Source organism: Clostridium neonatale (assembly GCF_900465025.1).
Classification (GTDB): domain Bacteria; phylum Bacillota; class Clostridia; order Clostridiales; family Clostridiaceae; genus Clostridium; species Clostridium neonatale.
The window spans coordinates 475,937-502,237 of the sequence record NZ_UICR01000003.1 but is presented as its reverse complement, the minus strand read 5'-3'; the positions used below and the strand labels follow the sequence as shown (position 1 = coordinate 502,237).

The following is a 26,301-nucleotide window of genomic DNA, read 5'->3' as shown; positions in this document are numbered from 1 at the left end:
CTGATGAAAAATATTCACGGCAACTTTAGAATTGTTATTTATTTTCATGTGCCTTATTAAAGAATATATTATATATTGAGAGAGGATTTAGCTCTATTTATTATATTAATAATTCCAGTTGAGTAAATAATATATGATATATTGTGGTAAATAAAGAGTAATAATATAATTTAAATATACAATATTAATTGAAGGAATTAGTGGCTTCCCAATTGTAATTGAGGCTACTATTTTTTAAAGAGTTTTTTTCCTAACAGTTAGGAAAAATGGTTGGCAGTTAGATATATTTAAATGATGGTATATTAAAAGTATGGGAGGGAAAAATAGATGTTAACTGATCGTCAATTAAATATTATAGATATTTTAAATGATAATAATACTTGGATAACTGGAAAAGAAATATCTAATATTTTGAATGTTTCAGATCGTACTATAAGGCTTGATATTTCAACTATAAACACGTATTATAATTGTTTATTGATTGAATCAAATAGAAGATTTGGCTATAAAGTAAACAAACTTTTATTACATAAACAAGATATTAAAACTAAAGATATAATACCCCAAAATTCTCATGATAGATGTGTTTATATAATTAAGGAATTACTTTTTAAAAGCCAAGAAATAAATTTGATTTCACTTCAAGAAAAAGTTTTTGTAAGTGGATATTCTATTGATAATGATATTAAGAGAATAAGAAAGACCATAAGCGAATATCCAAGCTTAAAGATAGTTCGTTCAAATAATAATATTAAATTATTAGGAAATGAAACTGATAAGAGAATGTTGTACAAGCATTTATTAACAGAAGAAACTCAAGGGAATTTTATGAATCTAAATTCTATTGCTAGTTTATGGAGCAGCTTTGATTTGCTTGAAGTTAAAGATATTTTAGAAGATGTATGTAATAAATATGATTATAAAATTAGAGAATTAACATTACCAATGATTATGATTCATGCTGGGGTTGCTATTGAAAGAATTTTTAATAACAACTTTATTGGTACAATCAGCAGTTATGAAAATTTAAGTGATAGCAAAGAATATATAATTTCTAGAGAATTTTTTGAACAGGTTAGTAAGAATATTAATATTAAATTAGTTGAAGAAGAAATTAGGTTATTTGCATTATTACTTATGGGAAAAAAGAATGCACAATATAGAAAAGATGTAGTTAAGGAAGAATTAGAGCTTGAGGTAGATACATTAGTTGATAATGTAATAGGTGAAATAAAAAGATATTTTGATATAGATTTTTCTAATGACCTTGACTTAAGAGTTGGATTATCTATGCATTTACAATCTTTAATAGAAAGGCAAAAGAATAATATAAATGTTACTAATTTATATCTTCAAGAAATTAAGAGAAGATATCCTTTAGTATTTGAAATGGCAGTTAGGGCAGGAGAAGTTATTCAAGAGGCAGGAAATGAATATGTAAATGAAAACGAATTAGCTTTTTTAGCACTACATTTAGGAACTGCGTATGAGAGAGTAAATACGGTTAAAAAATATCGCGTAATCATGATTATACCCCATAACAAGATGTTATCAGCAATGTGTATTGATAAGCTGAATAATCGTTTTAACGATAGAATGGAGATTGTAGCAACACACAATTTCTTTGAAGAAAACATGATACTTGAAGATGAACCAGATATTATTATAACAACAGCACCATTAAAACATAATCTAAAAATACCAACTATAAATATTAGTCTATTTGTTAATTATGAAGATGAAAGCAAGGTATTCCAAGCATTAAATTTGCTAGATAAGAAACGAAATTATGGAACCTTTGTAGAAGTAATTAAGGGGCTTATGAAGGAAGATTTATTTTATGTAAAAGAAAGCATGAAGAATCCAACTGAAATAATTGAATATTTATGTGATGAATTAATTGATAAAGGATTAGCCACTGATGAATATAAAAGAGATGTATTAAAAAGAGAAGCTGTTTCTGCAACTGCTTTTGTGCATGGATTTGCAGTTCCACATTCTATTGAAGTTACAGCAAATGAATCCTGTATATCAACAATGATTTTAAATAATCCAGTTAAATGGGAAGGATATGATGTAAAGTTAATTATTTTATTAGCAATAAGGAAAACAGATACTCATTTATTAAAGGTATTTTTTGATTGGCTTGGTAGTATGGTTACAGATAAAAATAAATTTAGTCAATTGCTAGAAATAAATTCTTATGAAGAGCTAATAAAAGAAATATTATAATAGGAGGCATAAAAATGACCAATAAGGTTATAGGTAAGAAGGGACAAGAGAAAATTGGAAGAGATCAAGTTTACTTAGGTAAACGTTTCTTAGCATATTTAATTGATTGGTATTTAGGTGGATTATGTACCTCTTTTCCTATTTCTCTAATTTCTCAAAAATTAAATAATACAGCATTGAACCAAAGCATTATGAGCTTTGAAGGAAATTATGGATATATTGCTGGGGTTTCAGCTCTTTTAGGTGCAGTTTTTTATTTTGTAATTATCCCTACCTATATTTATAAAGGACAGACTTTAGGAAAGAAAATTTGTAAGATTAAAATTGTACAGGCGTCTGATGAAGATATTACTTTAAAAAATATGATATTAAGACAAATTGTTGGTATCATGGTTGTTGAAGGTAGCTTAGTTACAGCAAGTTCTATATGGCACACATTGGCAACTATGATTACTAAAGTGAATTTTGTTACTCCACTTATGTATATTGGATTTGTAGTTACAGGAATAAGTGTTATTTTATTAGTATTCAAAGGTGAAAATAAAGCAATTCACGATTATTTAGGAAAGACTAAAGTGATAATTTGCTAGTTAAATTCCTAAGGTTAGGAAAATGCATCTTAACATGGTAAATATATTTCAATATATAATAAGCTTATAGCAAGATTGGAGGAAGAAAATGAATAATTTAGAGTTAAGCAGTTTTAAAATTATTTCATCAGTAGGAATGGCAAAATCAAGTTATATTGAAGCTATGAATGCCGCTGAAAAAGGAAATTTTGATTTAGCAGATGAGAAAATTAAAGAGGGTGAGAAATTTTTTAGTGAAGGACATGAGGCACATAGCGGATTGATTCAGCAGGAATCAAGTGGAGATGATATAAAATTATCATTACTTCTTATGCATGCAGAAGATCAATTAATGTCTGCAGAAACAATTAAGATTATGGCAAAAGAAGTTATCAAATTAAACAATCGTATTCAAAATTTATAAAATATTAAAGATAATATAAAAATGCTAGAAAAAGATTTATTTAAAATTTAAATAAATATATAAAAATAAAATATAGAACTGGAGGTTAATTCATGAAAAAAATTTATTTATTTTGTAGCAATGGAATGTCTACAAGTATTCTAGCTAGTAATATGCAGGATATAGCAAATAAACATAATTTACCTATTGAAGTGGTAGCTTTTCCACACAATAAGTTAGAAGAAATAATAAATAGTAAAAAGCCAGACTGTATTTTACTTGGACCACAAGTCAAATATATGTATGAAGAAACTGTAGAACTATTTGGAGATAGAGGAATTCCTATTTCAGTAATTAATCAAGAGGATTATGGAATGATGAATGGAGAAAAGGTATTAAAGGCAGCTATAAAATTGATTAAGACTAATAAAACGAGTTAGATAGAGGGAGAGATGAATTATGTTAAAGAAACTTGAAAAGGTATTAATGCCTTTAGCAGAAGCTATAGGTAGAAATAAATACTTGATGTCAATTAGAGATGGTTTTTTAATATCAACACCATTATTAATAGCAGGATCAATTTTCTTATTAATAGCTAATTTTCCACTTACAGCGTGGACTAATTGGTTATCATCAGTTATAGTAAATCAAAACACGGGTGAAACATTAGCATCATTTATTGAGAAACCATCTGGAGCAACATTCTCTATAATGGCGATATTTGCAGTTATTGGTATAGCATATTCTTTTGCGAATCATATGAAAACGAATCCAATCTTTGGATCAGCAGTAGCAGTTATGTCATGGTTTTTAATTATGCCTTATACAGTGACAGGAAAAGTAGATGGAGTTGAAGTTAGTTTAACAGGAGTTCCAACAGGGTGGCTTGGAGCTAAAGGTATATTTGTAGGAATAATTTGTGCATTTTTATCAGTACATTTATATGCATGGGTTGAAAAAAAAGGTTGGACAATTAAAATGCCATCAGGAGTACCACCAACAGTAGTGCAGTCTTTTGCAGCACTAATTCCAGTAACAATAGTAATGTCTTTATTCTTTGCAATAAATCTAGTGGCTGGATTCTTTGGAACTGATGTATTTACTATTATATTTGAATTCTTACAAACACCACTATTAAATATTGGTGGAACATTAGGAGCAATGGTTGTTGCTTATATTTTCTTACATCTATTCTGGTTCTTTGGCATAAATGGCGGATCAGTTGTAGGTGCTGTATTTAATCCTATTTTACAAACACTATCAGCAGAAAACGTAGAATTCTTTAAAACTGGTGTAGGTCAAGGCAATATAATATGCCAACAATTCCAAGATTTATTTGCAACTTTTGGTGGAGCAGGATCAACACTATCATTAGTTATTGCTATGTTATTTTTCTGCAAATCAAAGAGAATTACTGAACTTGGAAAATTATCGGGTATACCAGCGATATTTGGTATTAATGAACCAATAATATTTGGTCTTCCAATAGTACTAAATCCAGTAATGCTTGCTCCATTTATATTAGTTCCAACAATAAATATAGTCATATCTTATTTTGCTATGTCAACAGGAATTGTTCCTATATGTAGTGGAATAAATATTCCATGGACAACTCCAGTTATTATTTCGGGATTACTAGCTACTAATTGGGTAGGAGCATTATTACAAGCAGGATTATTAATTCTAGGAGTATTTGTATATATGCCATTTATTAAAATGCTTGATAACCAATATTTAAAAGAAGAAGAAAATGCAAAAAATGAAGAAGATGATGATATATCATTAGATGATTTATCATTTGACGATTTATAGGAGAGAAAGTTATGAAAGTAATTATGATTTACGATCAAATACAATCAGGAGAAGGCATAAAAGATGATCATATGATACCGCTTGGTGCCAAAAAAGAAGCAGTTGGACCAGCTGTTATGATGGAGCCATATTTAAAAAAAGTAGGTGGAAAAGTAGTGGCATGCCTATATTGTGGTGATGGTTATTATGCTGAAAACATTGAAGAAGTGACACGCAAGCTATGTGCTATGGTGGAAAAAGTTAAGCCAGATGTAGTAATGTGTGGGCCTGCATTTAACTATGAGGGATATGGGAAGATGGCAGCAGATATTACATATGCAATTAATGAAAGAACTAGTATACCAGCATTAGCAGCAATGTCTAAAGAAAATGAAGCTACTATTGCAAAATATAAGGATAAAATTTGCATTGTTGAGACACCTAAAAAAGGTGGAGTTGGCTTAAATGAATCATTAGAAAGAATGTGTGAAGTAGCGAAAGCAATGGTTGATAAAGAAGATATTAACTCTATTATTTCAAAATATTGTTTTAAATAGAAGGATACTTTAAGTAGATTTCTATAAAACTAGAGGAGGAAGGCTTATGTGGGGAATAATTGCAACATGGCGTATGGCTGTAGAAGGAATTACAACAGCAAGTAAAATGCTAAAAGAAGGAGCAGATGCAGGTGATGCTATTGAAACTGCTATTAGAGAGGTAGAGGATTTTCCATATTATAAATCAGTAGGGTATGGTGGACTTCCAAATGAAGAAATGGTGGTAGAATTAGATGCAGCATATATGGATGGAGATACTTTAGATATAGGGGCTATAGCAGCAATAAAAGATTTTGCAAATCCAGTAAGTATAGCAAAAAGACTTTCAAAGGAAAAAGTAAATAATCTATTAGTAGGTGAAGGGGCAGAAAAATTTGCTCATAAGGAAGGCTTTGAAAGAAAAACAATGCTAACAGATCGTGCAAAAATTCATTATAAAAACCGTTTAAAGGAAGTAAAGGATTTAGAGATTAAGCCTTATTCAGGACATGATACTGTTGGAATGGTATGCTTAGATAGCAATGGTAAAATGACATCAGCAACATCTACAAGTGGATTGTTTATGAAAAAGAGTGGACGTGTTGGAGATTCACCAATTTCAGGCTCAGGATTCTATGTTGATAGTAAAGTAGGAGGTGCTAGTGCTACAGGTCTCGGAGAAGATCTTATGAAGGGATGTGTATCTTATGAAATTGTAAGACTGATGAAGGAAGGCATGCATCCTCAAGAGGCTTGTGAAAAAGCAGTAAATATGTTCGATTTAGAATTAAAAGAACGTAGAGGAAAAGCTGGAGATATGTCATTAGTAGCAATGAATAATAAAGGAGAATGGGGTGTTGCCACAAACATCGAAGGATTTTCATTTGCAGTAGCAACTGAAAATGAAGAACCAACAGTTTATTTAACTAAAAATGTAGATGGCAAGTGCATTCATGAAGTTGCAAGTCAAGAATGGCTAGATAATTATATGCAAACAAGAATGGCACCTCTAGTAGAAAAGTAATATGGATGATAGTATTTTAAGAGAAATAGAAAACATCTCTAAAGATATGATTGAAAGTATCATAGAGATAGTAAAAATTGATAGTGTAAAAACGGATGATTCAATAGATGCCCCTTTTGGTGAGGGTATAAAGAAAAGTCTAGAAAAGACATTATTGCTAGCTGATTCACTAGGCTTTGAAACAAAAAATATTGATAATTATATTGGATATGCAAGATATGGGCACAGTGAAGATTATGTTTGTGCTATTGGTCATCTTGATGTTGTTCAGGTTGGAGCAGGATGGAAACATCCACCGTTTAGTGGGTATAGTGAAGATGGAGTAATTTATAGTAGAGGTATTTTAGACAATAAGGGACCAATTCTTTCTTGTTTGTTTGCTCTATATGCTTTAAAGCGATTAAATATTAAATTAAAACATGAAGTAAGGATTATTTTTGGTTGTGATGAAGAGAGTGGTTTTGAAGATCTAAGATATTATCTTACTAAAGAAAAGCCTCCTATTATGGGATTTACTCCAGACTGTAAATACCCAGTAGTATATGCTGAAAGAGGACGGGCAGTAATTGAAATAGAGGGAAGAAAAGATAATATAGATGATTTTTTTAACTTTGTGAATGAATTTATTTTAAATGCAAAAAGTAATGGAGAAAGATTTAATATAGATGTTACAGACAAAGAATTTGGGACATTAGAAGTTAGAAACTACAAATTATTTTATAATGAAAATCCGTCTATTCAATTTAGTGTAAGCTATCCAGCTACTATTACAAAGGATGAAATTGTAAGCAAGATAAAAGAGTCAGTTCAAAACTTTAAAGTACAATGTATTAAAAATTTCAATCCAGTAAAATTTGAAAAAGAGTGTTTTTTAGTTAATACATTAAAGGAAACTTATGAAAGAGTGACAGGTAATGATGGAACGCCAGTTACAACAACAGGAGGAACATATGCTAAACTTATGCCTAATATAGTTCCATTTGGTCCATCATTTCCTGGGCAAAAAGGAATTGGCCATCAACCAAATGAATGGATGAATATAGATGATATTATAACAAATGCAAAGATATATGCATTAAGTTTATATCATTTAGCAAAAGGAGAATAAAAGAAATGATGATAGAAGTATGCTGTGGAAGCTATGAAGATGCAATAAATTCTTATAAGGGTGGAGCTAAACGTATTGAGCTAAATGGTGCATTACATTTGGGAGGATTAACACCAAGTATAGCAAGCCTAACATTAACAAAGAAAAATACAGATTTAAAAGTAATATGCATGGTAAGACCAAGAGGAGCAGGGTTCTGCTACAATGATATTGAGTTTGAGCAAATGATGGAAGATGCTAAGATTTTATTAGAAAATGGAGCAGATGGATTGGCATTTGGATTTTTAAATGAAGATTGCACAATTAATACGGAAAGAACTAAAAAGATGGTTGAATTGATTAAAAGTTATAATGCAGAAGCTGTTTTTCACAGAGCATATGACTGTGTAAATGATCCTATAAAAGCTATTGAAGCATTAATAGATATGAAAGTAGATCGTCTGCTCACAAGTGGTTTAAAGCCAAAAGCAATGGATGGCAAGGATATGATTAAGAGCTTGCAGGAGAAGTATGGTGATAAAATAGAAATTTTAGCTGGTAGTGGAGTTAATGCTTCAAATGCAGAAGCTTTAATTGAATATACAAATATATCTCAAATTCATTCATCATGTAAGGATTGGAGTAATGATAAAACAACATCAGGTGAATATGTAAACTACTGTTATGGCCCTGATGGACATGAAAATGATTATGATTTTGTATCACAAGAATTAGTAAGAAAATTGGTGAATTTAAAAAATGAAAAAGAAACCATGGTTTAAATATGTAGTGACAGCTTTAGCAGTTATAATATCATCATTTTTACAAACATATGCCATAAAAGTGTTTGTAGAGCCAGCAGGTCTTCTTTCAAGTGGCTTTACTGGTGTGGCTATTTTGATAGATCGTATTACATCTTTATATGGTAAGAGTTTTTCAACATCATTGGGAATGATTATATTAAATGTTCCAGTTGCAATATTATGTTATAAAAACATTGGAAAAAAGTTTGTTATTTCATCTCTTTGCCAAGTTTTTTTAACAAGTTTTCTTTTAAAAATATGCAGCTTCCCACCTTTATTTAATGATTCTGTGCTAAATGTGTGTTTTGGAGGCTTTGTTTATGGAATGGCTACTGTAATAGCTTTAAGAGGAAATTCTTCAACTGCAGGAACAGATTTTATTGCACTATATGTATCCAATAAAAAAGGAAAATCAATTTGGGAGTATGTATTTATATTTAATGCAATTATACTTTGTATATTTGGATATATGTTTGGATGGATTTATGCTGGATATTCAATAGTATTTCAGTTTATTTCAACAAAAACCATTTCAGAATTTTATCAAAGATATAAACGTGTAACATTGCAGATAACAACAAGCAATCCCAAAAATGTTGTTGATGGATATGTTAAAGAATATCGCCATGGTGTATCTGTTATGAATGGTTATGGTGGATATAGCAAAGAATCTATGAGTTTATTACATACTGTTGTATCATCCTATGAAGTACAAGATATTGTAGCTCTCATTAAAGAAATTGATCCAAAAGTAATAATAAATGTTTTAAGTACAGAAAGTTTTTATGGTGGTTTTTATCAAAGACCTATAGAATAAACTGTAAATAATAAATGGAGTGTATTGAGGAGGAAATATATATGACTAAACGTCTTTTAAATGCAAATGTATCAGATATAGTGAATTTCTCTAATGAGGAATTAAAGCAAAGTATAAAAGCTAATGAAGGAAGAACTGTATTAAGTGAAAATGTTGTTATACATGAACCGTTAATTCCAAACATCACAAATTCTGAGGTTGCAAAATCTTTTGGAGCGGATCTTATTCTTTTAAATGCTTTTGATGTATTTAACCCAATTGTTTTGGGAATGTATGATTACTCAACTATGGACAAAGCGGTTCCAAATGATAATGTAGTTACTGATTTGAAAAAATATACAGGAAGACCAATAGGATTGAACCTTGAGCCAGTTGATCTTGAAGCAGAAATGGCTGAAGAAAAATTAGAGATTGCAGAAGGTAGAAAAGCTACTAAAGAAACATTAGAGAAGGCTAATAAGTTAGGTTTTGATTTTGTGTGTTTAACAGGAAATCCAGGAACAGGTGTAACAAATTCTCAAATAATAAAAGCAATAAAGATTGCAAAAGCTAACTTTAATGGATTAATTATTGCAGGTAAAATGCATGGTGCGGGAGTTAGTGAGAAAGTTGTTGACTTAGATTCAATTAGTAAGTTTATAGAGGCTGGTGCAGACATTATTATGGTACCAGCAGTTGGAACTGTTTGGGGAGTAGGAGAAGAAGAAGTTCGTGAAGCAGTAAGATTAGCTCATCAAAAAAATGCATTAGTGATGAGTGCTATTGGAACAAGCCAAGAGGGCTCAGATGAAGAAACAATTAGAGATATAGCTATTAGAAATAAAATACTTGGAGTGGATATACAACATATAGGAGATGCAGGCTATGCTGGAGTAGCACCAGTTGAAAATATTTTTGCTCTTAGTAAAGCAATTAGAGGAAGAAGACATACAATTTCTATGATATCTCGTTCAATTCTTCGTTAGGTTTTATGATTATTTAAGCATATAATACTTGATAAAATAGATAAAAAACAGTATAATTTAAATAATGAATATTTTGGAAAAAGGAGGGTAATGAAATGAATGGCTTAGGATATAAACCTGTTTGCAGTAGTAGTGCTCATTCAAAAACAGCAAATTTTGGAGTATTACGGGACTACTGCGCCCTTTTTTAGGGAAGTCATTTATATTCATTATCCATAAATATATAAGCAGTAGCTCCTGTAAAGAACATATGTAAATTTCTATATGATATTTCATATGTTCTTTTTCGTATGCAAAAATATTTTGAGATTGCAGAAATGAAGATAGGAGCAAAATAAAATGATAGAATTAAATAAACAAAAAAGTTTTACAGGCAGGGAAAGAAAAAGTGATATTAAAAGAAATGTAAAAATAGATTATGTATATTCATTTATGAAAAATTTTGATATATCAAGCGCTATATGGGTGCTATATATGGTTTATAAAGGGCTTCCGTTATGGCAAGTTGGAGTTGTTGAGGGAATTTTTCATATAACAAGCTTTTTATTTGAAGTTCCATCAGGAGCAATAGCAGACTTGCTTGGAAGAAAAAATGTGATGATAGCAGGACGCATATGTAGTGCTATATCTGCAGTTATAAACTTATTTTCAAACAATATTTTTGGATTTTCTGTTGGATTCATGATATCCGCATTGGGATATAATTTAAATTCTGGATCTGAAGAAGCTTTAGTCTATGATAGTTTAAAACAAACTGGATGTGAGGATGAATATTTAAAAGTAAATAGTAGATTGAATTTAATAATTGAAATTTCACAAGGTCTTGCGACCTTTATAGGTGGAATCCTAGCAGAGTATTCATTCGTATATTGTTACATTACATCAATAGTAATAGCAGCGCTTTCACTTATTCCATGCTTCATGTTAAAAGAACCTTCAATAAAAGATGAAGATAAAAAGAAAGAAAGTATATCAATAAAAAAACATTTCAAGCTTTCTTACAATATAATTAAGAATAATAAAAAGATAATAAAAATATTAGTTTATTTTCCAATGGTATTCACTTTTCATACAGTAGTTTATTTTTATGGGCAACAATATTTTAGTATTCTTGGATGTAATAAAATTGAGATAAGCCTTATAATGCTACTTGGAGGAATATCATCATGTATTGGAGCTATAACTTGTGAGAAAATAATTGATTTATTTAAAGATAAGACAAAATATATTGCTTCAATATTTATGGGAATAAGCATTGTGTTTATAAGTGGAAAAAGCTTAATTGTTTCAATATTATTTTTTGCAGTAATGAATTATGTAAATGCAATATTATATCCAATACAGTCTACATCATTAAATAAACTAATACCATCAGAGCAAAGAGCAACTATTATTTCAATAGATAGCATGATTTTTTCTCTCTGTATGATTTGTATGTTTCCGCTATGTGGATTTATGGCTGATAAGTTTGATTTGCATATAACATTTTTGGCTTTAGGCATTGTTCAAATATTACTTATAATATTATTAGTTAATAAGAAAAGAAGTATAACATCTGAATAAGTTTTATGGGGTGATGGAAAAAAGGACTAAATCAAAGTTGAATTTAATCCTTTTAATGTTTTCAAAATTGATTTTTAAATAAAACTAATAATATAATTTTAATGTTTACCTATTTATATTAATTAATATTGATTTTAAAATAAATTTGACACGAATACTAAATAGTGGTAATATAAAGCAAATAAGAATTGATACTAATTGATAATAAATATTAAAGGTGGAAATTAAAATGAGTAAATTATTATATATTAAAGCAAATATTAAAAGCGAAGGCGAATCAAGAACTTTCAGAGTTTCTGATAGTTTTATAGAAGAATATAAAAAAAACAACCCAAAAGATGAGGTAATAGTATTAGATTTATATAAAGAGAATATAGATTTCTTAAGATCAGAAGACTTAGGAAAAATATTTGGACCTAAGGACGAAGAAAGCAAGAATAACCCAATATTAAAATATGCATATCAATTTGCAGAAGCAGATAAGTATGTAATTGCATCACCTATGTGGAATTTAAGTATACCAGCAATTTTAAAAGCTTATATAGACTATGTAAGTGTTACAGGTATAACATTTAAATATACTGCAGAAGGTCCAGTGGGACTTCTAAAGGATAAAAAGGCTGTTCACATAGTATCAAGAGGTGGCGAATATGCAAATGCTCCATATGAAATGGGAGATAGATACTTAAGAACTATATTAGGCTTCTTTGGTATTTCAGAAATAGAAACTATTGCAGTAGAAAATGTAGATGTAATAGGAGTAAATGTTCAAGAAAAAGTAGAAGAAGGAATAAAGAAGGCTAATTTACTAGCACAAAAATTTTAGAATTATATAAAGATTAAATAGCAGCATACTATTCATTTTAAGAATATTATGCTGCTAAAAAAATATTAAGGCTTAAAATAATTGATCCATTGACTAACTGCTGGTGAATTAATCCTTTGCTTATTTACTAATATATAACTATCCATGTTTGGAGGAGTGCTTTCAAGTAGATTTACTTGTACTAGAGAGCCCTCCTTTAAATATTTTTTTACTGTATGTTCTAGCATGAAACTAAAACCAATGCCTTCTTTTAAAAATGTAATAATACCACTGCTGATATTGATATCTAATGGATATGCATAGTTTTTTGGAAATATTGAGTGAAACCATTCCTGAAATTGATCAGTTAAAATTGCAGAGGACAATAGGGGAAGTGTTTTTAACTGATTATCTGTTATGCCAGATGCATTTATCGCATTTTGAGGGCTAGTGACTAAAATAATTTTATCACTATAGAAAGGTTCACATATAAACTTTGGTGATTTTGTATTGAAATATGTAAAAGCAATATCTAACTCATTATCATGAAGCATTTGGAGTAATGTTTCACTATGCTCAATAGTAATTTTCACTGAAATATGTTTATTTATTTGCATATACTTGCAAACCATATCTTGTACATGACAATCGTAAATAGAATGAACAACACCTATGTTAAGTGTATCTTTAAAAGTTTCTAAAGCATTAAGCCTTGAAATAGCGGTTTCATGTATTTTTAATAATTGTTTAGCGTATGGAAGAAAATTTTCTCCAGCAGTTGTAAGTACTACATTTTTATTTGTTCTAATAAATAATGGCTTACCTACATTATCTTCCAGATGTTTTATTCTGCTTGTTATAGTTGATTGAACTACATGAAGCTGTTCTGCTGTTTTCGTAAAATTTTTAAAATTAGCTAGGCATATAAATGTCTTTAAAAGTTCATAATCCATATTTAAATTACTCCTAAGCAATGATTTTTATTTTCGATTATTACTATTAAATATATTCGTTAGACGAATAGAAAAACCTTTCTTATAATCTAATTAAGGAATACTTAAGGGAATTTTATAAAAAAATAGATAAGAAGGGGTGAAATAGCAGATGAGTAATACTGTTTTAATGGTGGTAGATGTCCAAAATAGATTAATTAATGAACATCCTTATAATGAAAAGAAAGTTGTTGGAAATATTAAAAAATTAATAGAAGCTGCTAGAAATAATGAAAAAGAAGTTATATATGTACGTCATGATGATGGAGAAGGCACAGAACTTGAAAAGGGCACATATGGATGGCAAATCTATGGTGAAATATCACCTAATAGTAATGAAAAGATATTTGATAAGAAATTTAATAGTGCTTTTATAAAGACTGGCTTGAAGGAGTATTTGGAAAGTAAGAATATAGATACAATAATATTGACTGGACTTCAAACAGAATACTGTATTGATGCTACATGTAAAAGTGCATTTGAACATGAGTATAAGATAATTATTCCTGAAGAAACAAATACAACTTTTGATAATGAATATCTATCTGGTGAAAAGCTTTATGAATTTTATAATTATAAAATATGGAGTAATCGATTTGCAAGAGTTCTTTCAATGAATGAAGTTACAGAAATGCTTATTAAATAGATTGAAATATAGGGATGACTATGTAAAAATAAGGATTCTTAATTTTTTCATAAAATCCACAAATATCAAATGATAAAACTTTACAGCCATATTATAAAAGTTGTAATATGCATATATAAGAAGCATTAGATGCTGTATTATAGAGGTGTATTATGATTAAAGGGAAAGAAAAAAGCTTTTGTAAAAAGATAAATATAATTATTGATGTAATTTCAGCAATATTAATGATAATAATGATTGCAGGAACATTTTTAATATGGAAAAGTGCTCCCGACATAGTTCCAACACATTTTAATTTCCAAGGTGAAGTAGATAATTATGGATCAAAGGATACTATATTTTTGCTATTAGCTATAGCTGCAGTGTGTTATGTTGGAATGGCTGTTTTATCTAAATACCCTCAAATTTATAATTACTGTGTTGAGATAACTCTAGGAAACAAAGAAAAACAGTATTTAATGGCGAAAACATGTATCAAGATATTAAATTTAGAAGTGGTTATTATTTTTTTATATATTCAATTAAAAATTGGAACTATGATGATTAGTGGGAATGAAAGTTTATCAATAGCACTTCTGCCTATAATATTAATTGTTTTAACAGCTACAATTGGAATATACATATGGAAATCTATAAAGAATAGATAATATAGTATAAAGATTTCGGAGTGATATATCAAATAAATTTTATGCTAATGGGAAGAAGGAGGACTAGTTGTTTTGAATCCTCCTTTTTAGAAACTAATTACATAAAATAAAGTAAAGTTATAAATTTTATATGTATGTCTTAATGAGGTGAGTCATTTATTTTTATAGAAATCTTAGTCACATAATCATTTTGATTTTGAACTGATATTTCATCAATTAATCCTTGCTCATAAGAATAGCCTTCTATGGATAGATTATTTTCACTTATGAACTTCATAAGTCTTTCATAAAGAAATACATTTGTATCATAGTAGCCTTTTATATACCCAACTACATACTTTCCCTTAGGTTTTATAAATATATTCTGTTTTGAATCATTTTTTTCTACTCTGGTGAAATAATAATCTGGACGTGAGAAATCACTTTTATTTAATCGATTAGCATTTATCATTACTCCAACAGGGTATCCGCTATCAAGTTTATTATTAAAACAATATTTTAAGTGCTCAGTATATGTATTTATATCATACTCATCTTCAGTTTCCATTATGTAATCACTCAAAACCAGTTTTTCTTCTTCTTGTTCTTCGATTTTAATATCATCATCGAAATTGATTCCAAGCTGAGTAAGACTAATTTTAGTATCCATGAGTTTTTTTAATCTTTGAAGATTTTTAATTTCTTTATCAATTGCTTTCTTTTCTTCTTTAAAAAATTCTATAGCCATTTCAGGATTTCTATTATCAAGGAAAAATTTAATATCTTTAAGAGGCATTCCAAGTCCTTTTAATTGAGTAATTACATTGAACAATTCTATCTGATGATGAGAATAATATCTGTATCTATTATTAAGGACTTTTTCAGGGCAGAATAAGCCTATACTGTCATAGTGAAATAAAGTCTTCTTATGTACATCAAAAAGCTTTGCAAATTCACCAGTTGTAAAATATTTTTTGAAATTATTACTCATACGTTTCCTCCTATTGACTATCCTGTTACAGGATACGATATTATAAATTATATATGAATTTCAATTAATATTAAACAATAGAAATAACAGAAAATATAATTAATTATGTGGCAGATTTTATCTGTTATTTTTTATGTGAGGAAAAGTAAGGAGGATTAATTATTATCTAGCCATCCATGTTCTCTAAAATGTTTGCATAAAGTTCATCAATTGCTAATATTTATGCAGTAATGAGAGCATTTTAGCTTTTAAATGCTCATAAATTCAATTTATAGAAGTTATGCTATCTGAATCTGATGTTGTTGAAAATTTATTGCTTTTAATTACGTTAGATTTCATTTTGAGCGACTTTTCTGTTAATATATCATATATTTCTTTACTTTGGTCTACAAAATTAGTTTTATAAATTTTAATTGAATCAGAATGAGCAATTTTATTTATTAGTGGAACATCAGCAGAATCAGGAATAAAATTTGCTACTATTGCAGCAAAGAATAGAGCTGAAGCAATGCCTACGATTTTAACTTTTATTTTATCATCCATTCTAAATCACTCCTAATATTTATTCTTAAAATAAATTTTCAATGTTAACAAGCAAAATTTACTCTCTATAATATATAGACAAAATAAGAGGTGAAAAAGTTTCAATAATTTTAATAATTTTTACTATTTGTGAAAATTTCTAAAATGAATATATTTAAAGATAACTTGTATAAAAATTACCTTGTAGCAAGTATAATTAAGGCAAGATTATTTGTAAGGAGAACTTTACTATGTCGGTAAGAGAAAATTATAATCATACAATTTATGCATGCTATATTGGATATATAACTCAGGCTATTGTAAATAATTTTGCTCCATTGCTATTTCTAACATTTCAAAGTACTTACGATATTTCAATGGATAAGATAGCATTTTTAGTAACAATGAATTTTGGGGTACAGCTTATAGTAGATTTTTTAGCTGCTAAGTTTGTAGATAAAATAGGCTATCGTACTTGTGTGGTAGCAGCACATATTTTTTCGGCAATTGGGCTAGCTGGCTTAGCTATATTTCCAGGTATATTTAGCAATCACTACATAGGACTACTCATAGCGATATTCTTTTATGCTATAGGTGGTGGATTAATTGAGGTTTTGATAAGTCCTATTGTAGAGGCGTGCCCTACAGAGAAGAAAGAAGCAGCAATGAGTCTTTTGCATTCGTTTTATTGCTGGGGACATGTATTTGTAATTTTAAGTTCAACATTATTTTTTATATTTGTAGGAATTAAAAATTGGTATATACTAGCATGTTTATGGGCAATTATACCTTTATTAAACACATTTTATTTTTTAAAGGTTCCTATTCAAACCTTAGTAGAATATGATGAAGGATTATCCACAAAAGAATTGTTTAAATTAAAGGCATTTTGGATATTATTACTTTTAATGATTTGCGCAGGGGCATCTGAACAAGGAATGAGTCAGTGGGCATCTGCTTTTGCAGAATCAGGATTAAATGTATCTAAAACAATTGGTGATTTAGCAGGACCGTGTTCTTTTGCAATTCTTATGGGATTTTCAAGAGTTTTTTATGCAAAGTTTAGTGAGAAAATAAAACTAGATGTATTTATGATTTTTAGTGGTGGGCTTTGTATAATAAGTTATTTAATAGCGGCATTATCTAGTAATCCTATATGGGGACTTATTGGGTGTGGATTGTGTGGACTTTCAGTTGGAGTTTTATGGCCAGGAACATTTAGTATTGCATCAAAGAGCTTACGTAGAGGAGGAACTGCAATGTTCGCGTTTTTGGCACTTGCAGGAGATGTAGGCTGTTCGCTAGGACCAACAGTTGTAGGAACTATATCTGGAGTTTTTCAAGATGATTTGAAAAAAGGATTTTTAGCAGCGATTATATTCCCTGTATTTTTAATATTAGGATTAGTTGCGTATAATAAAAAATAAGCCATAAAAAGTGTCTATATTAAGTTTGATGATTATTTTGATATAGACACCTTTTATTTTTTAGAAATTTATATAATTTTAGATAATAAATAAATTATTTTTACAGTGATTTGCTGTGTTTAGATATATATTCTTTTACTTCAATAAGATTTTTAAACTGACAGTTTGAGTATTTGATAATTTCATCAGTAGGTGCTAATAAATCTTCTACATGAAAAGGCAACATTTGAGCACTGTACGCTGCTATTATACCTGATGGTGAATCTTCAATAACAATGCATTGTTCAGGCCTTTTATTAAGTTTTTTAGCAGCTTTTAAGAATATATCAGGGTCAGGTTTTGAGCGCTCTACATCATCTGCACATATAATTGCATCAAATATATTTTGAAGACTGTGTATTTTGAGCTGCATATCAAGTTTGTGCCTTGGTGAAGATGTGGCTATGGCAATTTTATAATCATTTGATTTTAAATAATTTATTATTTCAAGAGCACCTGTCTTCATTGGTACTTGTCCGTTATCTATAGCTTTTTTTAAAGCTTCATCACATTCAGCAAATATTTTTTCTCCAGGAAAGTTATTTCCAAAGTGATCATTTAAAAGTCTAATACATGTTTTACGGTCACGTCCTATCAAAGTTAAATAAAACTCTAGTGTCATTTCATATCCGTGTTTAGGATAAATTTTCTTCCAAATATCAAGATAGATTCTTTCAGTATCGAAAATAACACCATCCATATCAAAAATTACTGTATCTCTATTCATAAAATTAAGCTCCTTACTATTCTGATTGTGTTTTATGATAAATAAGTAGTGTGCCATGTTTAATTATATCATATTGGAAAATGTGACTAATTAAATTGTGAAAAGCTAACACTTTATTTATCAATAGCTTTTTCCTTAAAAAAGAAAGTTACCAACTAAGTATAATATAGCAATATGTATTGGATAGAAAAAATAAAATAAATATTTTAGCCCTGTACCCTTTTTGCCATTGTAGCAAAGCATGAAAGGGAGTGCTGCTATCATCATCCATTGATAATCAACAAATAATAAATGATTTAAATCATGTCCTCCTGCTAACGTGAGAAGAAAATATATAATGCAGAATATTCCGTAAGATTTAATTGTATTTAGTTTTGTATCTTTAAAATAGTACATAAGAACACCTAAAAAAACAAATATAAAAGATCCTTCACAAAATATTAAGTTTGGTAATAATGCAGAAAAAAGCATTATTGATGCACGTAATGGTACAAAAATCATTCCTAAAATACATATTATAGTAGAAAGAATTTGAAAGATAATAAACTTTCTCATCATTTTCTTTCCTTCTATAGGATTCTCTTTTTTATACTCTTTAATGGAAACAATAACTCCAATAAGAAAGAACATAACAAATATATTGTTAGTGATAGGTGCATATGGATTTTTAATAATATTATTTAAAATAAGATCACCTACAGCCATAGCACTACCAAAGAAATATATTCTTTTTAGATATTTTCTTCTATCATGGGTGTAATGTAATCCCCAGACCATAGTATAAATAAATAGTGGGGCAGATAATCTTCCAATCCAATGAAACCATATTGGTATTCCAGGAATGAATTCAGCAATATGATCAATCAACATCAATATTAATGCAATTATTTTAATAGTGGTGCTAGTCATATTTATGACCTCCTGATTATATATTTTAAGTTTTATCTAATGTAGATGTTGCATAATTATATATCCCAGCTAGATAAATAAAAATCGAATCTGTTGTACATATATGTATTTTTATATATAGGAAAATGTATGTATACAAGAATATGAGAATATATAAATAATTATATACCTAAATAAAACAATAATATTTAGGTATATTAAGCCTTTTTGGCTATACGTTTATATTACCATTGTTTAAGTTAATAAAATAATATTAAACTTTTATTATTTACAAACGGAAATAAATGCTTCAAATATTTTTAATCCATTTTCATGGTTGCTTTCAGCCATCATTTCTGGATGGAATTGAACACCTACAATAAAATTGTTATCATCAATTTTTTCTATGGCTTCTATGATGTTATCTTTAGAGCGAGCAGTTATTTTGAAGCCAGGAGCAACTTTATTAACAGATTGGTGGTGATAACTGTTAGTTACTGTCTTATTACCTAAAACATCATATAGGAAAGAGCCTTTTTCAATATCAATTGTGTGAGTAAGGGTACCCATACTTGTTGACTGGGAGTGCTTAAGTTGTGTTCCTTTTGCATAAGATAGGTCTTGATATAACGTTCCACCAAAGAATATATTTATGATTTGTATGCCTCTACAGATGCACAATATAGGTTTCTTGTGCTTATTTGCTGCATTTATAAGCTTCATTTCAAAGTCATCTCTTTCTGTAGATATTGTTCCTAATTTCTCAGCTGGTTCTTCATTAAATAAAAGTGGATTTGGATCTGGTCCTCCAGATAATATTAATCCATCTAAAATTTTAACTTGCTCTTCAATTACTTTTTCATCAGAAGTGATAGGAAGTATAACTGGTATTCCACCAGCGTTAATAACGGAATTAGTATAATCCATATTAATTCTGCAATAAGTATATGAGAAATATTCACTTGAGGCCATTTCAGAAGATATGCCACTGCTAATTCCTATAATTGGTTTTTTCATATTCAATAACTCCTTTATTTGTTAGTTTATAATTTGTGTATCATTTATAAATTTTTGAATGATAATTTAATTACTGCATATTTAATAGTTTAAGTGTATATAAATGTGATGTATGACTTGAATACACGTTTGATTTTTTATTAAAATGAGAAATACAACTTTGCTATTGATTCTTAATAAATTATCGGAATATTTCGTTATGAGATTATGTGTGGTTGCTAATATTTAATTTCTTATTGTTTCTAGCTTATGTACTTACATTTATTTAAAATAATAAAAGAGCAGGTATATATACAGGTTGTTATGATTTAAAAGTAAAACCCTATTAAGTAATATTTTATTACTTAATAGGGTTAAATTATTCTCCAAGATAAGCATTTTTAATAGCAGAATCATTTAATAAATCTTGAGCATTACCATAAGTTACCATCTTACCAGTTTCAAGAACATAAGCTCTGTGTGCTATTGCTAGTGCCATATTAGCATTTTGCTCAACTAAAAGTACAGTTGTGCCACTTTTATTTATTTCAACTATTGTATCAAAAATATCTTTAACAACAAGAGGCGCAAGTCCCATTGATGGTTCATCAAGTAGAAGCATTTCTGGCCTGTTCATTAAAGCCCTACCTATTGCAAGCATTTGTTGCTCACCACCAGAAAGAGTCCCCGCAGCCTGTTTTTCTCTTTCCTTTAATCTTGGAAATTTTGAAAACACCATTTCTAAGTCTTGTTTTATTCCAGCCTTATCTTTTCTTAAATAAGCTCCAAGCTCTAGGTTCTCCATAACAGTTAATTCAGGAAAGACTCTTCTTCCTTCAGGTACATGAGAAAGTCCTAAAGAAACTATTTTATTTGAAGGAACCTTATTCAATGGTGATCCTTTAAATGTTATATTTCCTGATTTAATAGGTTCAAGGCCTGAAATGGCTCTAAGTGTTGATGTTTTACCAGCACCATTAGCACCTATTAATGTAACTATTTCGCCTTGCTCTACTTCAAGAGAAATATTCTTTAATGCATGTATTACACCATAGTAAAGATTTATATTGTCTAGTTTTAGCACGTTTATGCCCCCTCTCCAAGATAAGCTTCAATTACCTTAGGATTGTTTTTAATTTCATCTGGAGTTCCTTCAGCAATTTTCTTTCCATAATCAAGAACAGCTATTTTGTCGCATATTCCCATTACTAATTTCATGTCATGTTCAATTAATAATATAGAAAGATTATATTTTTCTTTTATCCAATTTATTAAATCCATAAGCTCTGCAGTTTCTTGTGGATTCATCCCAGCTGCAGGTTCATCTAATAATAATAGAGAAGGCTTTGCAGCAAGAGCTCTTACTATTTCAAGTTTTCTTTGTTCTCCATAAGGAAGGTTGCTTGCAAGTTCGTCCTTTTTTACATCAAGAGAAAAAACCTTAAGTAGTTCAATACTCTTTCTATTTATTTCTTCTTCTTCTCTTTTGAATTTAGGAGTTCTAAGGATTGAATCAAAAAGAGAATATTTAACCCTATAGTTGAAACTTACTTTTACATTATCAAGAACACTAAGACTAGAAAAAAGGCGTATATTTTGAAATGTTCTTGCTATTTTTTTCTTAGTAATATTGTAAGGCTTAAGACCATGTATATCTTCGCCTAGATAATTTATTGATCCACTAGTTGGAGTATAAACGCCAGTCAACATGTTAAATATGGTTGTTTTACCAGCACCATTTGGTCCGATAAGTCCAACTATCTCTTTTTCGTCTATAGTAAGATTAAAATCAGAAACTGCTTTTAATCCACCGAATTCTATTGATAAGTTTTTTGCATTTAACATTAATTAAGCCTCCTTTCCATTTTCAATATCACTATTTTTCTTTAATTTATCTAATTTAAATATTTTAAAAGTAATTTCTTTATCACCTAATAATCCTTGAGGTCTGAATATCATAAGTATTATTAAAGCTAATGGATATAATATCATTCTGAAGTTTTGGAATCCTCTTAATAATTCAGGTAAGAATGTTAATATTATAGTAGCTATAACCGAACCAGAAAGTGATCCCATTCCACCAAATACTACAAATGTTAAATAATCAATTGATTTGTTAAAGTCAAATGCAGTCGGTTGAATATATCCCATGTAATGAGCGTAAAGTCCTCCAGCAAGTCCAGCGAAGAAAGCTCCGATGACAAAGGCCATTATTTTATATTTAAAAGCATTGATTCCCATAGATTCAGCAGCAATTTCATTTTCACGTACAGAAAGCATTGCTCTACCTTGAGATGAATGAATAATATTATAAATAATAACTATAGTAATTACTGCGAATATAAATGCTATTGTAAAATTAGTTTTTTTAGGTATGCCTGTAAGCCCTCTTGCACCACCTATAAAATCTATATTCATAATTACAATTCTTATGATTTCACAAAAAGCTAGTGTTGTTATTGCAAAGTAATCTCCTGTTAATCTTAAAGTAGGATATCCAATTAAAGCTGCTATAATGCATGCTATAATTGCACCAATAAATATAGAAACCATAAATGGAAGCTCAGCTTTTTGAGTAAGTATTGCTGAAAGATAAGCCCCAATAGACATAAAACCAGCATGTCCTAAACATAATTGTCCTGTAAACCCAACAATAAGATTTAATGAAACTGCAAGCATTATATTAATTAATGCTAAATTTATTATTCCAGCATAGTATGAATTTATAACTTTAGTTTTTGTTAATCCATATATTATTACATAAGTTAATATAACTCCAATAATTGTTAGAACTGATTTTTTATTTATTTTATTCTTCATACTTATCACCTACACTTTCACATTAGCCTTTTTACCCAAAAGACCAGAAGGCTTAATTAATAGTATTAAAATTAAAATACCAAATACTATTGCATCTGAGAAGCTAGTTGATATGTATGCTTTAGATAATGTTTCTAAAATTCCAATTAAAAGACCACCAACAAGTGCTCCAGGAATGCTTCCAATACCGCCAAGAACGGCAGCTACGAAAGATTTAAGTCCAGGCATAACTCCTATGTAAGGTGTGATACTTGGATAAGATATTGCAACTAATACACCTGCTATACCAGCTAATGCTGAACCAAGAGCAAATGTGAAAGAAATAGTGTTATTAACATTTATACCCATAAGAGAAGCGGCTTCAATATCTTGAGATGCAGCTCTCATTGCTTTACCTAATTTAGTTTTATATACAATAAATTGAAGAACTATAACAAGTAATGCAGATACTAAAAACATTAATATTGTTTTCCATTGTATTTGAACAGCGCCTATATTAAGAGCCCCAGCATTGATTAAATCAGGGAATGGTTTAGGATCAGAACCAACTAAGATTCTCATACTGTTTTGTAATAATAATGATACACCAATTGCAGTAATAAGCAGAGTTATCCTTGGAGAATTTCTTAAAGGCTTATAAGCAATTTTTTCAATTATTATACCTGCTAGTGATGATACCGCCATGGCTACTAAAAGTGTAGGTATTAACGGTAATTTTAGCGTAGTAGCAGAATAGAAGCCCGCGAAGGCTCCTATCATGTAAATTTCGCCATGAGCGAAGTTTATAAGTTGTATTATTCCATAAACCATTGTATAACCTAATGCTAGGAGGGCATACACGCTACCTAAAGCAAGCCCATTAATAAGTTGTTGTATAAATTCCATAGTGTATTCCTCCTATATATTGATTAAGGTTCTATTTTTGTTACTAATTCTTTTTGACCTTTATTAACTTTGATAATGGCAGCACTCTTTATAGCACTTCTATCTTCGCCAAATTTAATATCACCAGTTACACTTTGAAGTTCCATTCCTTTTAAAGCGTCTTTGATTGCAGGTCCTTCAGTGCTATTAGCTTTTTCTATTGCTTTAACTAAGATTTTAGAAGTATCGTAAGATAAAGCAGCAAAAGCATCTGGTTCTTTGTTGTATTTAGCTTTGTAAGAATCAACGAATGTTTTAACTGCTTCATCTGTATCTCCTGAATAATAGTGATTTACATACATTGCACCATCTACAGAATCTCCACCGATTTCAACTAATTTTTCAGATTCCCAACCGTCACCGCCTAAGAATTGAGATGTAATTCCCATTCCTCTAGCTTGTTTAGTGATAAGACCAACAGTGTTATAGTAATCAGGTAATATTAATACATCAGGATTTAATCCTTTAATTTTTGTTAATTGAGCATTAAAGTCAGTGTCCTTGTCATTATAAGTTAAGAATTCACCAACTTGTCCTCCGGCAGCTTCAAATTTTTCTTTAAAGCTATCTGCTATTCCTTTTGAATAATCTGAACCAGCATTGTATAAAACAGCAGCTGTTTTAGCGCTTAAATCTTCAGAAGCATATTTTGCAAGAACATCACCTTGGAATGAGTCGACAAAACATCCCCTAAACATATATTCTCCACCAACATCTGTTATAGTTGGTTCTGTACCAGTTGGAGTAATCATAGGAATTTCTCTTTGAGTTGCATTTGGAGCAATTGCAAGAGTAGCACCAGATGTAACTCCACCTAATATTGCACATACCCCATCACTGTCAACTAACTTGTTAAAAGCTTGCATTGCAGCATCAGCAGTAGCTTGATCATCTTCAAATAAGAACTTTATTTGTTTTCCGTTTATTCCACCAGCTTTATTTATTTCCTCTTCTAATAATTGAGCTCCTTCTTTTACCGAAATACCATATGTAGATGCTGAACCAGATAAAGGTCCGATTGCACCTATTTTTATAATATCTCCACTATCAGATTTAGATGCTGAATCTGAATCGCCGCCAGTGCTTGTACCACTGCATCCGGCAAAAAGCATAACTGACATGGCAGATGCTAAGATTCCTGAAAGTAATTTCTTTTTCATAAATATATCCCCCTCTAAAATAAAATGAAAATGATAATATATCAAAGAAATAAAATTATCATTATTGAATTGATATGAAAAACACATCTGATTTATTGATATAATATCATAATGTGATATTAACTACAAGAATAATATTTAATATTATATGAAAAAAATAATAAAATTAGGATGTAAAGGATATAAGTAGATAGAGTGATATAAACTTATAGGTCAATATGTATTTAAGAGCTGTATTTATTAAAAAAATAAAGTTCTATAAATAAAATCATTATTAATGATAAGTTTATTTATGGTTGCTTATTTATAAATTAAGTTAGCAGTTATTATTTTTATCAGATGGAATAAAAAATATAGTTAAGATATTTATTTAAAATGATATATATTTATGAAACAAGTGAGCGCAATTAGTAAAGATATATGATATAGTAGCCTTATTTGAGTTGGATGATTAAGATATTATACTATTTAAATTAAGAAGTATTTTAAACTTAATAAGGCAATCTATAACAATAGTTAAGTATTAAAAATAGTTAGATATTTAAGGAAGATATTAATGAACATATTATTGAAGGAATATATTAATGTATTTGAAATTTCATCTCTTTATATAATATATTAAATATTAGATTATTAGATAAAGTATAGTCCGTAATGATTTATAGAAAGTGAGAATTTATATTATATAGTGTAGTAAGAACCTGTTTTCCTCTAATGGTAAATATTTAATTATAATAAAAAATCGCATTTTTAGAATTAGAATTATAGAGTTTTAAACTACATAATATATAAATTTTTCTATATTAATTCCATTTATATATAAATACTTATCCAGGCGTATCAATAGTAGAAAATATGAGAAAAATGTAGCATATAATAAATAATAATAGGATAATTTGATATAATGTAATGTATAAAACGAATATTTCTATATATGGAATGGTATGA

Annotated in this window: 27 protein-coding genes; 16 read left to right on the top strand and 11 right to left on the bottom strand. The window is 29.1% G+C overall.

What is annotated here, in order from left to right; translation table 11 throughout:
* Positions 1-327: 327 nt before the first annotated feature.
* The 13 genes from CNEONATNEC86_RS20435 to CNEONATNEC86_RS20375 all read left to right on the top strand — a co-directional run bounded on the left by CNEONATNEC86_RS20435 (position 328) and on the right by CNEONATNEC86_RS20375 (position 12,616).
* Positions 328-2,232: a BglG family transcription antiterminator gene (locus tag CNEONATNEC86_RS20435; protein ID WP_058293339.1), complete on the top strand. Its 1,905-nt coding sequence runs from the start codon at positions 328-330 to the stop codon at positions 2,230-2,232.
* Positions 2,233-2,246: 14 nt separating this feature from the next.
* On the top strand, positions 2,247-2,822 hold the full coding sequence (locus tag CNEONATNEC86_RS20430) for an RDD family protein (RefSeq protein WP_058293340.1): 576 nt from the start codon (positions 2,247-2,249) through the stop codon (positions 2,820-2,822).
* An 88-nt stretch (positions 2,823-2,910) separates the two neighbouring features.
* Positions 2,911-3,225, top strand: a complete 315-nt coding sequence (locus CNEONATNEC86_RS20425) for a PTS sugar transporter subunit IIA (RefSeq protein WP_058293341.1) — start codon at positions 2,911-2,913, stop codon at positions 3,223-3,225.
* A gap of 92 nt (positions 3,226-3,317) precedes the next feature.
* Complete coding sequence (locus tag CNEONATNEC86_RS20420) at positions 3,318-3,644, top strand: PTS sugar transporter subunit IIB (protein WP_058293342.1); 327 nt, start codon at positions 3,318-3,320, stop codon at positions 3,642-3,644.
* 19 nt (positions 3,645-3,663) lie between these two features.
* Positions 3,664-5,016: a PTS sugar transporter subunit IIC gene (locus CNEONATNEC86_RS20415; RefSeq protein WP_058293343.1), complete on the top strand. Its 1,353-nt coding sequence runs from the start codon at positions 3,664-3,666 to the stop codon at positions 5,014-5,016.
* 11 nt (positions 5,017-5,027) lie between these two features.
* Positions 5,028-5,552 (top strand): GrdB-related putative oxidoreductase, encoded by a 525-nt coding sequence (locus tag CNEONATNEC86_RS20410; RefSeq protein ID WP_058293344.1) that lies wholly within the window; start codon positions 5,028-5,030, stop codon positions 5,550-5,552.
* 46 nt (positions 5,553-5,598) lie between these two features.
* Positions 5,599-6,555 (top strand): glycosylasparaginase, encoded by a 957-nt coding sequence (locus CNEONATNEC86_RS20405; RefSeq protein ID WP_058293345.1) that lies wholly within the window; start codon positions 5,599-5,601, stop codon positions 6,553-6,555.
* 1 nt (position 6,556) lies between these two features.
* Positions 6,557-7,663 (top strand): Sapep family Mn(2+)-dependent dipeptidase, encoded by a 1,107-nt coding sequence (locus CNEONATNEC86_RS20400; protein ID WP_058293346.1) that lies wholly within the window; start codon positions 6,557-6,559, stop codon positions 7,661-7,663.
* Between the two features lie 8 nt (positions 7,664-7,671).
* Positions 7,672-8,424: a copper homeostasis protein CutC gene (locus tag CNEONATNEC86_RS20395; protein ID WP_058293371.1), complete on the top strand. Its 753-nt coding sequence runs from the start codon at positions 7,672-7,674 to the stop codon at positions 8,422-8,424.
* Positions 8,402-9,262: a YitT family protein gene (locus CNEONATNEC86_RS20390; RefSeq protein WP_058293347.1), complete on the top strand. Its 861-nt coding sequence runs from the start codon at positions 8,402-8,404 to the stop codon at positions 9,260-9,262. Before CNEONATNEC86_RS20395 ends, CNEONATNEC86_RS20390 begins: the two co-directional genes overlap by 23 nt.
* Positions 9,263-9,303: 41 nt before the next feature.
* Positions 9,304-10,227: a DUF7916 family protein gene (locus CNEONATNEC86_RS20385; protein WP_058293348.1), complete on the top strand. Its 924-nt coding sequence runs from the start codon at positions 9,304-9,306 to the stop codon at positions 10,225-10,227.
* A 339-nt stretch (positions 10,228-10,566) separates the two neighbouring features.
* Complete coding sequence (locus tag CNEONATNEC86_RS20380) at positions 10,567-11,790, top strand: MFS transporter (RefSeq protein ID WP_058293349.1); 1,224 nt, start codon at positions 10,567-10,569, stop codon at positions 11,788-11,790.
* Between the two features lie 229 nt (positions 11,791-12,019).
* Positions 12,020-12,616: an FMN-dependent NADH-azoreductase gene (locus tag CNEONATNEC86_RS20375; RefSeq protein ID WP_058293350.1), complete on the top strand. Its 597-nt coding sequence runs from the start codon at positions 12,020-12,022 to the stop codon at positions 12,614-12,616.
* Between the two features lie 65 nt (positions 12,617-12,681).
* On the opposite strand, the gene CNEONATNEC86_RS20370 is transcribed toward CNEONATNEC86_RS20375, so the two are convergent.
* Entirely contained in the window at positions 12,682-13,548 is an 867-nt protein-coding gene (locus CNEONATNEC86_RS20370; protein WP_058293351.1) for a LysR family transcriptional regulator, read from the bottom strand.
* Positions 13,549-13,699: 151 nt separating this feature from the next.
* Here CNEONATNEC86_RS20370 and CNEONATNEC86_RS20365 point away from each other — a divergent pair, with 151 nt between their 5' ends.
* Together CNEONATNEC86_RS20365 and CNEONATNEC86_RS20360 are read left to right on the top strand one after the other, a co-directional pair.
* A complete protein-coding gene (locus CNEONATNEC86_RS20365; protein ID WP_058293352.1) occupies positions 13,700-14,233 on the top strand; it encodes a cysteine hydrolase family protein in 534 nt (177 codons plus the stop codon).
* Between the two features lie 152 nt (positions 14,234-14,385).
* A complete protein-coding gene (locus CNEONATNEC86_RS20360; protein ID WP_058293353.1) occupies positions 14,386-14,880 on the top strand; it encodes a DUF1648 domain-containing protein in 495 nt (164 codons plus the stop codon).
* A 139-nt stretch (positions 14,881-15,019) separates the two neighbouring features.
* Here CNEONATNEC86_RS20360 and CNEONATNEC86_RS20355 read toward each other — a convergent pair whose 3' ends face one another.
* Both CNEONATNEC86_RS20355 and CNEONATNEC86_RS20350 read right to left on the bottom strand, forming a co-directional pair.
* Complete coding sequence (locus CNEONATNEC86_RS20355; RefSeq protein ID WP_058293354.1) at positions 15,020-15,850, bottom strand: MerR family transcriptional regulator; 831 nt, start codon at positions 15,848-15,850, stop codon at positions 15,020-15,022.
* Positions 15,851-16,114: 264 nt separating this feature from the next.
* Positions 16,115-16,393 (bottom strand): hypothetical protein, encoded by a 279-nt coding sequence (locus CNEONATNEC86_RS20350; RefSeq protein ID WP_058293355.1) that lies wholly within the window; start codon positions 16,391-16,393, stop codon positions 16,115-16,117.
* Between the two features lie 230 nt (positions 16,394-16,623).
* On the opposite strand from CNEONATNEC86_RS20350, the gene CNEONATNEC86_RS20345 reads away from it, so the two are divergent.
* Positions 16,624-17,799, top strand: a complete 1,176-nt coding sequence (locus CNEONATNEC86_RS20345; RefSeq protein WP_159136741.1) for an MFS transporter — start codon at positions 16,624-16,626, stop codon at positions 17,797-17,799.
* 100 nt (positions 17,800-17,899) lie between these two features.
* On the opposite strand, the gene CNEONATNEC86_RS20340 is transcribed toward CNEONATNEC86_RS20345, so the two are convergent.
* From CNEONATNEC86_RS20340 to CNEONATNEC86_RS20305, 8 genes are all read right to left on the bottom strand, one after another.
* Positions 17,900-18,565: an HAD family hydrolase gene (locus CNEONATNEC86_RS20340; RefSeq protein ID WP_159136740.1), complete on the bottom strand. Its 666-nt coding sequence runs from the start codon at positions 18,563-18,565 to the stop codon at positions 17,900-17,902.
* 135 nt (positions 18,566-18,700) lie between these two features.
* Positions 18,701-19,474 carry a TraX family protein gene (locus tag CNEONATNEC86_RS20335; protein ID WP_058293358.1) on the bottom strand — a complete coding sequence of 258 codons (774 nt, stop codon included), beginning with the start codon at positions 19,472-19,474 and terminating at the stop codon, positions 18,701-18,703.
* A gap of 264 nt (positions 19,475-19,738) precedes the next feature.
* Positions 19,739-20,470 (bottom strand): gamma-glutamyl-gamma-aminobutyrate hydrolase family protein, encoded by a 732-nt coding sequence (locus tag CNEONATNEC86_RS20330; RefSeq protein ID WP_159136739.1) that lies wholly within the window; start codon positions 20,468-20,470, stop codon positions 19,739-19,741.
* Between the two features lie 358 nt (positions 20,471-20,828).
* Positions 20,829-21,533 carry an ABC transporter ATP-binding protein gene (locus tag CNEONATNEC86_RS20325; protein WP_159136738.1) on the bottom strand — a complete coding sequence of 235 codons (705 nt, stop codon included), beginning with the start codon at positions 21,531-21,533 and terminating at the stop codon, positions 20,829-20,831.
* Between the two features lie 2 nt (positions 21,534-21,535).
* Positions 21,536-22,294 (bottom strand): ABC transporter ATP-binding protein, encoded by a 759-nt coding sequence (locus CNEONATNEC86_RS20320; RefSeq protein ID WP_058293361.1) that lies wholly within the window; start codon positions 22,292-22,294, stop codon positions 21,536-21,538.
* 3 nt (positions 22,295-22,297) lie between these two features.
* The gene (locus CNEONATNEC86_RS20315; protein WP_058293362.1) at positions 22,298-23,269 is read right to left on the bottom strand and encodes a branched-chain amino acid ABC transporter permease; all 972 of its coding nucleotides are present in this window, start codon (positions 23,267-23,269) and stop codon (positions 22,298-22,300) included.
* A gap of 9 nt (positions 23,270-23,278) precedes the next feature.
* On the bottom strand, positions 23,279-24,154 hold the full coding sequence (locus tag CNEONATNEC86_RS20310; protein ID WP_058293363.1) for a branched-chain amino acid ABC transporter permease: 876 nt from the start codon (positions 24,152-24,154) through the stop codon (positions 23,279-23,281).
* 23 nt (positions 24,155-24,177) lie between these two features.
* Positions 24,178-25,353 (bottom strand): ABC transporter substrate-binding protein, encoded by a 1,176-nt coding sequence (locus tag CNEONATNEC86_RS20305; RefSeq protein WP_159136737.1) that lies wholly within the window; start codon positions 25,351-25,353, stop codon positions 24,178-24,180.
* Positions 25,354-26,301: the final 948 nt, after the last annotated feature.

Coding starts and splice junctions, on each gene's coding strand:
- CNEONATNEC86_RS20395 (WP_058293371.1), top strand. CDS start 7,672: ATGATAGAAGTATGCTGTGGAAGCTATGAAGATGCAATAAATTCTTAT.
- CNEONATNEC86_RS20435 (WP_058293339.1), top strand. CDS start 328: ATGTTAACTGATCGTCAATTAAATATTATAGATATTTTAAATGATAAT.
- CNEONATNEC86_RS20370 (WP_058293351.1), bottom strand. CDS start 13,548: ATGGATTATGAACTTTTAAAGACATTTATATGCCTAGCTAATTTTAAA.
- CNEONATNEC86_RS20425 (WP_058293341.1), top strand. CDS start 2,911: ATGAATAATTTAGAGTTAAGCAGTTTTAAAATTATTTCATCAGTAGGA.
- CNEONATNEC86_RS20355 (WP_058293354.1), bottom strand. CDS start 15,850: ATGAGTAATAATTTCAAAAAATATTTTACAACTGGTGAATTTGCAAAG.
- CNEONATNEC86_RS20335 (WP_058293358.1), bottom strand. CDS start 19,474: ATGACTAGCACCACTATTAAAATAATTGCATTAATATTGATGTTGATT.
- CNEONATNEC86_RS20380 (WP_058293349.1), top strand. CDS start 10,567: ATGATAGAATTAAATAAACAAAAAAGTTTTACAGGCAGGGAAAGAAAA.
- CNEONATNEC86_RS20330 (WP_159136739.1), bottom strand. CDS start 20,470: ATGAAAAAACCAATTATAGGAATTAGCAGTGGCATATCTTCTGAAATG.
- CNEONATNEC86_RS20315 (WP_058293362.1), bottom strand. CDS start 23,269: ATGAAGAATAAAATAAATAAAAAATCAGTTCTAACAATTATTGGAGTT.
- CNEONATNEC86_RS20305 (WP_159136737.1), bottom strand. CDS start 25,353: ATGAAAAAGAAATTACTTTCAGGAATCTTAGCATCTGCCATGTCAGTT.
- CNEONATNEC86_RS20420 (WP_058293342.1), top strand. CDS start 3,318: ATGAAAAAAATTTATTTATTTTGTAGCAATGGAATGTCTACAAGTATT.
- CNEONATNEC86_RS20320 (WP_058293361.1), bottom strand. CDS start 22,294: ATGTTAAATGCAAAAAACTTATCAATAGAATTCGGTGGATTAAAAGCA.
- CNEONATNEC86_RS20360 (WP_058293353.1), top strand. CDS start 14,386: ATGATTAAAGGGAAAGAAAAAAGCTTTTGTAAAAAGATAAATATAATT.
- CNEONATNEC86_RS20415 (WP_058293343.1), top strand. CDS start 3,664: ATGTTAAAGAAACTTGAAAAGGTATTAATGCCTTTAGCAGAAGCTATA.
- CNEONATNEC86_RS20340 (WP_159136740.1), bottom strand. CDS start 18,565: ATGAATAGAGATACAGTAATTTTTGATATGGATGGTGTTATTTTCGAT.
- CNEONATNEC86_RS20365 (WP_058293352.1), top strand. CDS start 13,700: ATGAGTAATACTGTTTTAATGGTGGTAGATGTCCAAAATAGATTAATT.
- CNEONATNEC86_RS20430 (WP_058293340.1), top strand. CDS start 2,247: ATGACCAATAAGGTTATAGGTAAGAAGGGACAAGAGAAAATTGGAAGA.
- CNEONATNEC86_RS20385 (WP_058293348.1), top strand. CDS start 9,304: ATGACTAAACGTCTTTTAAATGCAAATGTATCAGATATAGTGAATTTC.
- CNEONATNEC86_RS20350 (WP_058293355.1), bottom strand. CDS start 16,393: ATGGATGATAAAATAAAAGTTAAAATCGTAGGCATTGCTTCAGCTCTA.
- CNEONATNEC86_RS20345 (WP_159136741.1), top strand. CDS start 16,624: ATGTCGGTAAGAGAAAATTATAATCATACAATTTATGCATGCTATATT.
- CNEONATNEC86_RS20390 (WP_058293347.1), top strand. CDS start 8,402: ATGAAAAAGAAACCATGGTTTAAATATGTAGTGACAGCTTTAGCAGTT.
- CNEONATNEC86_RS20400 (WP_058293346.1), top strand. CDS start 6,557: ATGGATGATAGTATTTTAAGAGAAATAGAAAACATCTCTAAAGATATG.
- CNEONATNEC86_RS20405 (WP_058293345.1), top strand. CDS start 5,599: ATGTGGGGAATAATTGCAACATGGCGTATGGCTGTAGAAGGAATTACA.
- CNEONATNEC86_RS20410 (WP_058293344.1), top strand. CDS start 5,028: ATGAAAGTAATTATGATTTACGATCAAATACAATCAGGAGAAGGCATA.
- CNEONATNEC86_RS20310 (WP_058293363.1), bottom strand. CDS start 24,154: ATGGAATTTATACAACAACTTATTAATGGGCTTGCTTTAGGTAGCGTG.
- CNEONATNEC86_RS20375 (WP_058293350.1), top strand. CDS start 12,020: ATGAGTAAATTATTATATATTAAAGCAAATATTAAAAGCGAAGGCGAA.